This is a genomic window from Schleiferilactobacillus shenzhenensis LY-73, from assembly GCF_000469325.1.
Lineage (GTDB): Bacteria > Bacillota > Bacilli > Lactobacillales > Lactobacillaceae > Schleiferilactobacillus > Schleiferilactobacillus shenzhenensis.
In genome coordinates, this window is record NZ_KI271586.1 from 54,776 (window position 1) to 63,273 (window position 8,498).

The 8,498-nt window shown below is 55.9% G+C and carries 9 protein-coding genes; 4 read left to right on the top strand and 5 right to left on the bottom strand.

The genetic code is table 11. The features are described 5' to 3' along the window. The first annotated feature begins 204 nt into the window (after positions 1-204). On the top strand, positions 205-828 hold the full coding sequence (locus L248_RS05650) for a sigma-70 family RNA polymerase sigma factor (protein WP_022529165.1): 624 nt from the start codon (positions 205-207) through the stop codon (positions 826-828). Positions 829-899: 71 nt separating this feature from the next. On the opposite strand, the gene L248_RS05655 is transcribed toward L248_RS05650, so the two are convergent. Continuing rightward, a complete protein-coding gene (locus tag L248_RS05655) occupies positions 900-1,877 on the bottom strand; it encodes a GMP reductase (protein ID WP_022529166.1) in 978 nt (325 codons plus the stop codon). A gap of 302 nt (positions 1,878-2,179) precedes the next feature. Between L248_RS05655 and L248_RS05660 the strand changes: the two genes are divergently transcribed. Together L248_RS05660 and L248_RS05665 are read left to right on the top strand one after the other, a co-directional pair. Beyond that, entirely contained in the window at positions 2,180-2,794 is a 615-nt protein-coding gene (locus tag L248_RS05660) for a reprolysin-like metallopeptidase (RefSeq protein WP_040535115.1), read from the top strand. 18 nt (positions 2,795-2,812) lie between these two features. Then, positions 2,813-3,670 carry a hypothetical protein gene (locus L248_RS05665; protein WP_022529169.1) on the top strand — a complete coding sequence of 286 codons (858 nt, stop codon included), beginning with the start codon at positions 2,813-2,815 and terminating at the stop codon, positions 3,668-3,670. 110 nt (positions 3,671-3,780) lie between these two features. Here L248_RS05665 and L248_RS05670 read toward each other — a convergent pair whose 3' ends face one another. Genes L248_RS05670 through L248_RS05685 form a run of 4 tightly spaced genes read right to left on the bottom strand, consistent with a single transcriptional unit; the run spans position 3,781 to position 7,155 of the window. Further along, positions 3,781-4,425, bottom strand: coding sequence for a Crp/Fnr family transcriptional regulator (locus L248_RS05670; protein WP_022529170.1), 645 nt, complete (start codon positions 4,423-4,425; stop codon positions 3,781-3,783). A gap of 35 nt (positions 4,426-4,460) precedes the next feature. Next, on the bottom strand, positions 4,461-5,021 hold the full coding sequence (locus L248_RS05675; RefSeq protein ID WP_022529171.1) for a ferritin-like domain-containing protein: 561 nt from the start codon (positions 5,019-5,021) through the stop codon (positions 4,461-4,463). Positions 5,022-5,024: 3 nt separating this feature from the next. Further along, a complete protein-coding gene (locus tag L248_RS05680) occupies positions 5,025-5,252 on the bottom strand; it encodes a heavy-metal-associated domain-containing protein (RefSeq protein ID WP_022529172.1) in 228 nt (75 codons plus the stop codon). A 16-nt stretch (positions 5,253-5,268) separates the two neighbouring features. Then, entirely contained in the window at positions 5,269-7,155 is a 1,887-nt protein-coding gene (locus L248_RS05685) for a heavy metal translocating P-type ATPase (protein ID WP_022529173.1), read from the bottom strand. Between the two features lie 189 nt (positions 7,156-7,344). On the opposite strand from L248_RS05685, the gene L248_RS05690 reads away from it, so the two are divergent. Continuing rightward, positions 7,345-8,217: an alpha/beta fold hydrolase gene (locus tag L248_RS05690; RefSeq protein ID WP_022529175.1), complete on the top strand. Its 873-nt coding sequence runs from the start codon at positions 7,345-7,347 to the stop codon at positions 8,215-8,217. Positions 8,218-8,498 lie beyond the last annotated feature (281 nt).

Here is an 8,498-nt window from a genome sequence, read left to right on the forward strand (position 1 = left end):
AGCGGTCTTTGCTAAAAGGCTCAAAGCCGTGCCCACCACGATCCAGCCCCCTCCCGTGCAGCCTGGAGTCATCCGGGCCGACGCCAGACATTACCATTCCGGCGAAAATTTCGTTGCTTTTCTCCTCGCAAAAAATAATGTCAGAAAAAGTTGAACCGCGGCGCCAGTGGTGCGGATAACAGGGTGAGCAGGGAGGCGAGCAGGATGAGCGTCGATGCAGTGACAGCTGAATACCTGGTGAACGAATATGGCAGCGCCCTGTACGGGTTCTGCCGCAAACTGACACGCAATACCGCCGACGCTGACGACTTGTACCAGCAAACCTTCCTGCGCTTGCTCGTGATGCCGGCGGCGATCGACTTGGACCATAACCCAAGAGGCTTCCTCATGGCCGTAGCCGTGCGTCTCTGGCACGACAGCCAGCGTAAGTGTGCGCGCCGAGACCGGATTGCTCCGGTGCATGCGGGCAAAGACGTGGACAGCGTCGCCGATCAGACCCGGGCCAGTGATGACTGGGCAGTGCGGGAACGGCAGAACGATGTCCAGGCCGCAGTCGGTGACTTGCCGGACAAACTGCGGGTGCCGGTGCTGCTGTATTTCTTGGTTGGCCGGCCGCACACCGAGGTCATCTGTCCCCATTGCGGTGCGCGGACTGACGGCAGCAAGCCGTATTGTGCGAACTGCGGGGAGCCGCTGACAGGCGTGGCGCCGACGGTTCAGCCGGTGGCAAAATGGCCGCTAATCGTCGGTTTGGTCTGTTTCGCGCTGCCCATTGTCTACATGATCGTGATTGCCGGCATCTTAATGTTCGTGCCGCGGTTCCACTAGCGGGCAAACAAAAAGAGGACCCTCCTTCACTGGGGAGCGGTCCTCTTTTTGTGTTTCAGATTCAGATCATGTTAGAACACGTCGCCGTTAAAAATCGAGTTCTTGACGACCACGTAATCCACCTTCCGCAGGGACTCCAAGTCCCGGCCGCCGGCATAAGAGATGCTGGACTGCAGGTCTTCCTGCATTTCCTTCAAGGTGTCAGAGATCTTGCCCTTAACCGGCACCAGCATTTTCTTTCCTTCCACGTTGTGGCGGGAGCCGGTCTGGTACTCGGAAGCAGAACCGTAATATTCTTGGAACTGCTCGCCGTCGACGGTGACCTTGTGGCCGGGCGTTTCTTCATGGCCGGCAAAGAGGGAACCAATCATGCACATCGTCGCGCCGAAGCGGATGGACTTGGCGATGTCGCCGTTGTGGCGAATGCCGCCGTCGGCGATGATCGGCTTACGGGCAGCCTTGGCGCACCACTGCACCGCAGCGAGCTGCCAGCCGCCAGTGCCGAAGCCGGTCTTCAACTTGGTGATGCAGACCTTGCCAGGGCCGATGCCGACCTTGGTGGCGTCCGCACCGGCGTTCTCCAATTCCCGGACCGCTTCGGGGGTGCCCACGTTGCCGGCGATGACGAAGCTGGCCGGCAGATACTTCTTGATCTGGTGAATCATGTCGATCACGACTTGGGAATGACCGTGGGCGATGTCGATGGTGATGTACTCCGGTACCAGCTTTTTGGCGGCCAGTTCTTCGATGAAATCAAATTCGCTGTCTTTCACGCCCACCGAGATGGAAGCGTACCGGTCGTGGTCGTGCATCATCGCCACGAAATCCGCCCGGGTCTCGGGCTGGAAACGATGCATAATGTAGAAATAGCCGTTGTTGGCGAGCCACAGGGCGAGGGGCTCGTCGATGATCGTCTGCATGTTAGCCGGGACGACCGGAATCTTAAATGTGCGGCCGCCCAGCGTGACACTGGTGTCGCATTCCTTGCGGCTCTTCACGATACACTTGTTGGGAATCAGCTGGATATCTTCGTAATCAAATACATTCATGGATAAATTCCTCCAAACCCGAACATTAGTCGGACCGAATACTTCTTTCTTAACGCCTCTGGTACTATAACGAACGTGGCTGAGAAAGTCAACCCGAAATGTTCGAATTTATTTTTGGCCGGTTTTGAGTAGAAGCAAGTAAACCGTAGACACGTACGTCAACATATCGGAGTGAGAATAGTGAAAGTCACCAACCTTCCCAACCCTTTCAAACCACGATTTGAAGAGCAAACATATATTAATAGAAAGCGGTTGCAAAAAAACAGTTTGTTTGCTATGGTTGATGAAAGGAGATGAAAATCATGGAAACAAATTTGGCAACTCGCAAGATGGTGCTCTCGGTGGTAATCTCGGCCATTTTTTCTCTTTTACTTGGTTTGACTTTCTTGCCTCAGACGGTTCATGCTTATGTCTATGAGACGTACAGTACCAAAAACGTCTATGGGGTCTCTTACCAAAAGTATTGGCCCACTGGTTCGACGACTGCTTGGCAGCGGCAACAGATCAATGATCAAATGTACCGATGGAATACTAGCAACGGTACTGGTCTAGTCACACCAATCAATGTGACCATCGGTAGCAATCAAGCGCAATCAATTCTTGACTATTATTACGATGCACAGGGATATAAAGCACCAGATGTAACAGGTACCACTTTCCACTTTTATGGGGACAACCAAGTGAGTTTCACCAATTCAAATTGGACCTATGCCCAGATGCATGCGTTGGGTACAGTTTATAACACGCAACCAAACTCAATCAAGATACAGACTTGGGCCCATGAGACGGGCCACGGTTTTGGTTTGGCGCATAATAATGATTCAAGTCATCCATCTGTCATGAGGCAGGTGATTGATGGTTCCTTTAATGGACCAACCATCAATGATCTCAAGGGGATTAATTACCTGTACAACTAAACCAAGGGGGATAAATCTATGAAAGCCCGTAAAGCACTGCCGCTCATGCTCATGGGCGCGTTGACACTGTTACTTTTTGCATTTTTCGGCTTGCGTCTCTTGCATAATCCGTCGGCTGAAACAAAAACCCAGTCAGCGGGACATTCTGTTTTTACTAAGAAAGTCACGGAAACAAATCCTTTGTCTAAGAAACTGACGACAATCCATAAAGCAAAGGATCAAATGAACGCAGCATACTACAAGCATCCGGTCGTGAATGTTGGCTCAGAGGCCGCAATTGTGAATTATCCGGACACCTTTACCCAGCTGATCAATCGCTCTGAACTGTCTGTGGAAGGGGTCGTCGGCAAGCTCACTGCCAGGCCGTACCAACAGATGGCATTCACTATGGCAGACATTACGGTACGTAAAGTGCTGCATGGTGATCAGAAATTTGTTGGTCAAACAATTCCGGTTCTTTTTTCTGGAGGGAATATCTCCAAGAAAATGCTGTATTCTGGAATCGCTATGAAAGATGCGCTGCAAAATAAGCAGGACCAAGAGACTGTCAATTCCCAAGAAATTGTGACCGTTCAGTACACTGCTGAGCGGCTGCCTCGCGTCGGCGATGCCGTTGCGCTGGTCTTGGCCCGCGCGCCAGAAGGGGCTAACGGCATCACGGAACCTGTCTGGGGAACGTCATTTGGTGCGAAGGGCATTTTCTTCCGTACCGCTGCTGGTGACTATGAGCGCACGCCGGCAACCGTTCCCACTGGTAATGGGCAAGAAAGTCGGTCAAAGCGGTCGACTGCTTCTGCAGATAATGACGAGCAGGCGGACGATGAAAAGATGAATGCTGGTATGACTGAATTGGTCCAGCACGCATTCGCGCAGTAAATTGATTCAAAAGAGCGCAGGTAAACCGATCTAAGAATCGGATTGCCTGCGCTCTTTTTGCAACATCAAGTTGATTTGCTAGCGGACACACATCATTAACAGAAGAATAGTCAATCGACAAACGTAATGGTCTTGCCCTGCCGTTCAATCTCTCCCGCCTGCACCATCGCTTTTAATTGTCGGGACATGGTTTCAGGGGTCGTGCCCAAGTAATTGGCCAGTTCCTTCCAGGCAAAGGGAATCGTCACGGTGGGGCAGCCAGACTCGGTGCGCAGGTCATCCAGGTAGGCATGGATGCGGTCGGGGACCGATTCATCGGCCAGGTAGCCGGTCTGCTGCTCGGCTTGCTGGATCTTCTTTGCTGTCGCTGTGAGCAGGGCGACCGATAATTCTGGGTGGCTGAGCAGAAGCTGAGTAAAGTCGCTGCGGTCGATGAAGCAGACCGTACTGGCGGCCAGTGCCTCGGTGTAGGCGTTGGGGTTCGGTGCCCCCAGCAGCGCTTGTTCGCCGATGTAGCCGCCGGGCTTGGTGATGTTCAGCAGCTGTTCATTACCGCCAGTGGTCAGCTGATACGTCTTCAGCAAGCCGTGGGCGACGACTACCAGCCGTTCGCCGTCGCCCGGCCGGGCAATCTGCTCGCCTTTCGTCAGATGGCGTTCTTGGGTCAAAGCGTCGATCTCGTCTTTAGCGGCCTGGGAGAGCCCGCCGAAGAGCGGGACGAGACGGGTACAATCGTGATGAACGACAGTGGGCATCGGGGTCCGACCTTTCTATCTAAGGCATTAATGAATCAATCTTCGTCGTCGTCCTCTTCTTCGAGCAGGGGCCGGCCGGCCGTCAAGGGGCGGTCGAGGCGCTCTTGGAGAACACGCAAGGCATGCTGATACCAGCTTAACAGAGTCGTCAAGACATCGCTCAGCGGGCGCTTCTCTTCCTTGTCGGCCAGAGCGATGGCCCGGGTGATGAACAGCATGCTGGTATCCAGATCCTCGACCAGCGCAGCCAGCTTGGCGTCCGCACTGGCATACTTGATGCGGCCGTCTTCCTTAAGCATGGTGTAATTGCTGAACTCGGCGCTCGTGGTGGGGATATTCTCACCCTCGTCTAGCAACGCCTCAATGAGGTCGTCCCGCTGGCGGCGTAAGTCCTTGAGCATATGCCAGAGCAATTCTCGGTCGGCGTGGCGGCTGGACCCGGTCATCGTCCAGCGCATTTGCTGGATCTTGGTGGCGAGAACGACGTTATTGGCGATGATATGGCCGCTCATGGCGCCGGCGGTGGGGACGTGGTGGTCGTGGTCGACTTGTTTCTGTTCGGCTTGGTAAGCCGCTTCGATCTCTGCTGTAGTCATGAATTATACCTCCTGAGTTTTGCTGCTGGCAACGGTGTAGCCGAGTTTCGTCACGGCGTCGGCCAGCGCTTGGGCACTGGTCTGGCTGGGGTCGATGGTGGCCTTCAGCTTACTGGCGTTGAACAAGACCTTGGCGTCCTGTACGCCGCTGATTTGGTGCATGGCCCCTTCAATTTTTTGCAGGCAGCTGGGGCAGGTGATGCCGCCGAGTTTTAATGTGACTTTTTCCATTACGAATCAACCTTTCTTAATTGCTTTCATGATGATTATCAGCCATCTGCGCCTGGGAGAAATTGACCGGCGTCAAGTTTTTGGCTTTTCTTGAAGAAATGTGCCGCAACCGCAGCGCGTTGGCAATGACCAGCAGGATGGAGACTTCATGGACCAGCATCCCGCTGCCCATGGTGACCAGACCAATGATTAGGCCCAGCAGAAGCAGGGCGACCGTCCCCACGGCGATGGTGATGTTTTCGGTGACGTTGGCCGTCATCTTGCGGGCCAGGGTGAGTAGCCGGTTCAGCGTAGGCAGGTTGTTGTTCATGAGGATCACGTCCGCGGCATCCATGGCCACGTCCGTGCCGCTGCCCATGGCGATGCCGACATCGGCTTGGGCGAGGGAGGGGCTGTCGTTGATGCCATCGCCGACGAAGGCCACCTTGCGGCCTTTGGCTTGCAATGCCTTAATGTAAGCCGTCTTGTCAGCGGGGAGCAGTCCGCCCCGGGCCTCATCTAAACCAATTTCTGCGCCGATACGCGCGGCCGCTTCTGGCGTATCGCCGGAAAGCATGATCAGCTGGTGCACGCCTTGCTGCCGCAGAGCAGCTATGGCTTCTTTAGCCTGCGGCCGAATCGGGTCGGTAATGGCGAACCGGGCGATGAGTTGGGTACCGTTTGCAATATAAACCAGGGAAGCTGTGGAGGCGCCCAGCGAGGGCATGGTGACGTTTTGGGCGGCCATCAGCTTGGCGTTGCCGACCGCGATGGTGCCGGCAGTGACCCCTTGACCCGGGATGACTTGCAATTCTTCTTTCACCGTGGGAATTTCGGCGTCGTGATCTTGGGCATAGGTGATCAGGGCTTGGCCCAGCGGGTGGGCACTTTGTTGTTCGATGGCAGCGATGCGGCCCAGCCACTTCTGGCGGGCATCTTCATTGACGAACCACTGCACGGACTGGACGCTGGTGCGGCCGGCGGTGAGGGTGCCGGTCTTGTCGAAGACCATGGTGTCGATTTGGTTCAACGTGCTGGCGACATCGCCGCCTTTAAGCAAGAGGCCCTGTTTGGCGCCGGTGCCGATACCGACCACGTTGGTGACCGGGGCACCGATCACCAAGGCACCTGGGCAGCCCAGGACCAGGATCGTGATTGCCAGCCGGGCGTCTCGGGTGACGAGACCGACGATCAAGGCAATGACCAAGACCAGCGGCGTGTACCACTTGGCGAAACGCTGAATGAATGAGGCCACGGGGGACTGGGCATCTTGGGCTTCTTCCACTAGGTCGATAATCTGACCGTAGACGGTGTCGTCACCGACCTGCTTGACTTGGAGCTGCAGGCTGCCGTTCGTGACGGTGCTGCCGGAATAAACGTCGTCGCCAGCCACCTTGCGCCGTTCCTCGGGCTCCCCAGTAATGCGGGATTCGTCTACGAGACCGGTGCCGCCTAAGACGTGACCGTCCACGGGCGCGGTGGTCCCAGTGGCCAGCTGGATCGTATCGCCGACGGCCAAGTCGTCAACGGGCGTATCCACTAAGCTGCCGGCCGCCGTGAGTTTCTTCACGGTACTGGGCAGTGCCGTCGCCAGATCCTGGATGGCACTGCGGGTCTTCGCCAAGGACTTGCTCTCCAGCCAATCACCGAAGAGAAACAGGAAAGTGACGATGGCCCCTTCGTTATACTCACCGATGATCAAGGCCCCGACGACCGCGATGGTGACCAGCAGTTCAATACTGATGACCTTGACTCTCAGTGCGGCCCAGGCGTTCAGGGCGATGGGGGCACCGGCGAGAACGGTGCCGATGATCAGAAGAATCGCCCCGATCGGACCGGCCAGCCATTGATGAGCGGCCAGGCCGAGGAGTGTGGCAATCCCGCCAGCGACCATGAGTTGATATTTATGCTGTTGGATGAACATGGTACATCCCTGCTTTCTTAACTTTCTGACACCAGTTTACCGGGCCGGGGCAGAAAGAAAATTGACGGGGATCAAGTTCCGCCAAACAAGTCATGACGAATCGCCAATAAGCGTACCAGCCGCGTTTGAGACCGCTATCATGGTACAATCTAGAAGTAAGAAACATTCATTTTGGAGGAGGATTTTTTGATGCAAACGATTCCTAGTAATCCCACTTTTGCCGGTATTGCCTCGGTGCGGCCGGACATTACCTTCGCGGTTCCTGACGGCCGCAATCTGAAGCTGACCTTGATGCAGCCCTGGGATCCGGATCCGACCCGGCGCCATCCGCTGATCGTCTTCTTGCAAGGCGCCGGCTGGACCAGTCCGGACCGCTTCTCCCAGCTGCCCCAGCTGGCCCAGTACGCCCGCCATGGCTATGTGGTCGCCTCCATTACGCACCGCAACTTCCATGACGGTTATCCTGCACCGGCGTGGCTGGAGGATGCCAAGACGGCGATCCGCTTCCTGCGCCACAATGCCGAGAGCTTCCGCATCGATCCAGACAAGGTCGCTTTCTGGGGGACCAGCTCCGGTGGTCATGCCGCTGAACTGATCGACCTCACCGGGGATGACCCGCGGTACAAGACGAAGGATTTCCCAGACGAATCTGATGCCGTGACCTGCGTGGTCAGCTGCTTCGGCGTCGCCGACATGCTCGCACTGTCCCAGGCGTATATTGCCGCCTCCGCAGATGCGGCTGATTTGCGGCAATCCCAGCCGGATGTGGGGGCGTTCGTCCACTTGGACAAAGGTGAAGAATTTGCCACGAACTTGATGATTCAGATCAGCCCGTCCTATCAGATCGATCATCGGACCACGGGCGCGCCCATCTTGCTGATTCACGGTACGGCGGACCCGCTCGTGCCGTTCGAACAGAGCAAACACTTGGCAGAACAGCTGACTGCGGCCGGCATCGAGAACGAGTTCATCGCCATCGAAGGCGGCGACCACGACGGTACCTTCTGGAGCCAGCCGGTCCACGATGCCATCATGAAGTTCCTGGATGCGCATTTGAAGTAAGAAAGGTAATGTCTGGCGCTGTGCTGGGGGGAAGAAAGCATCTTAATGTCCGGTCGCTGGTCCGGGTGACTACGGGCTGCGCAAATTGCGAGGCAGGTTAGTTTCTGGCGTTGGCCCCGGGTGACTCCGGACTCCGCGGGTGATGTGCCCTACAATTGTTAGACAGTAAGGATAATGATTGTGGAGGCACGGCTTTGAGCCTTTTGGCAAAAGGCGCCAAAAGGCTCAAAGACCGGCCTTATTCTAGGCGGCAAAGCCGCCAAGAATAATTTCACCACTGA

Coding starts and splice junctions, on each gene's coding strand:
- L248_RS05650 (WP_022529165.1), top strand. CDS start 205: ATGAGCGTCGATGCAGTGACAGCTGAATACCTGGTGAACGAATATGGC.
- L248_RS05655 (WP_022529166.1), bottom strand. CDS start 1,877: ATGAATGTATTTGATTACGAAGATATCCAGCTGATTCCCAACAAGTGT.
- L248_RS05660 (WP_040535115.1), top strand. CDS start 2,180: ATGGAAACAAATTTGGCAACTCGCAAGATGGTGCTCTCGGTGGTAATC.
- L248_RS05665 (WP_022529169.1), top strand. CDS start 2,813: ATGAAAGCCCGTAAAGCACTGCCGCTCATGCTCATGGGCGCGTTGACA.
- L248_RS05670 (WP_022529170.1), bottom strand. CDS start 4,425: ATGCCCACTGTCGTTCATCACGATTGTACCCGTCTCGTCCCGCTCTTC.
- L248_RS05675 (WP_022529171.1), bottom strand. CDS start 5,021: ATGACTACAGCAGAGATCGAAGCGGCTTACCAAGCCGAACAGAAACAA.
- L248_RS05680 (WP_022529172.1), bottom strand. CDS start 5,252: ATGGAAAAAGTCACATTAAAACTCGGCGGCATCACCTGCCCCAGCTGC.
- L248_RS05685 (WP_022529173.1), bottom strand. CDS start 7,155: ATGTTCATCCAACAGCATAAATATCAACTCATGGTCGCTGGCGGGATT.
- L248_RS05690 (WP_022529175.1), top strand. CDS start 7,345: ATGCAAACGATTCCTAGTAATCCCACTTTTGCCGGTATTGCCTCGGTG.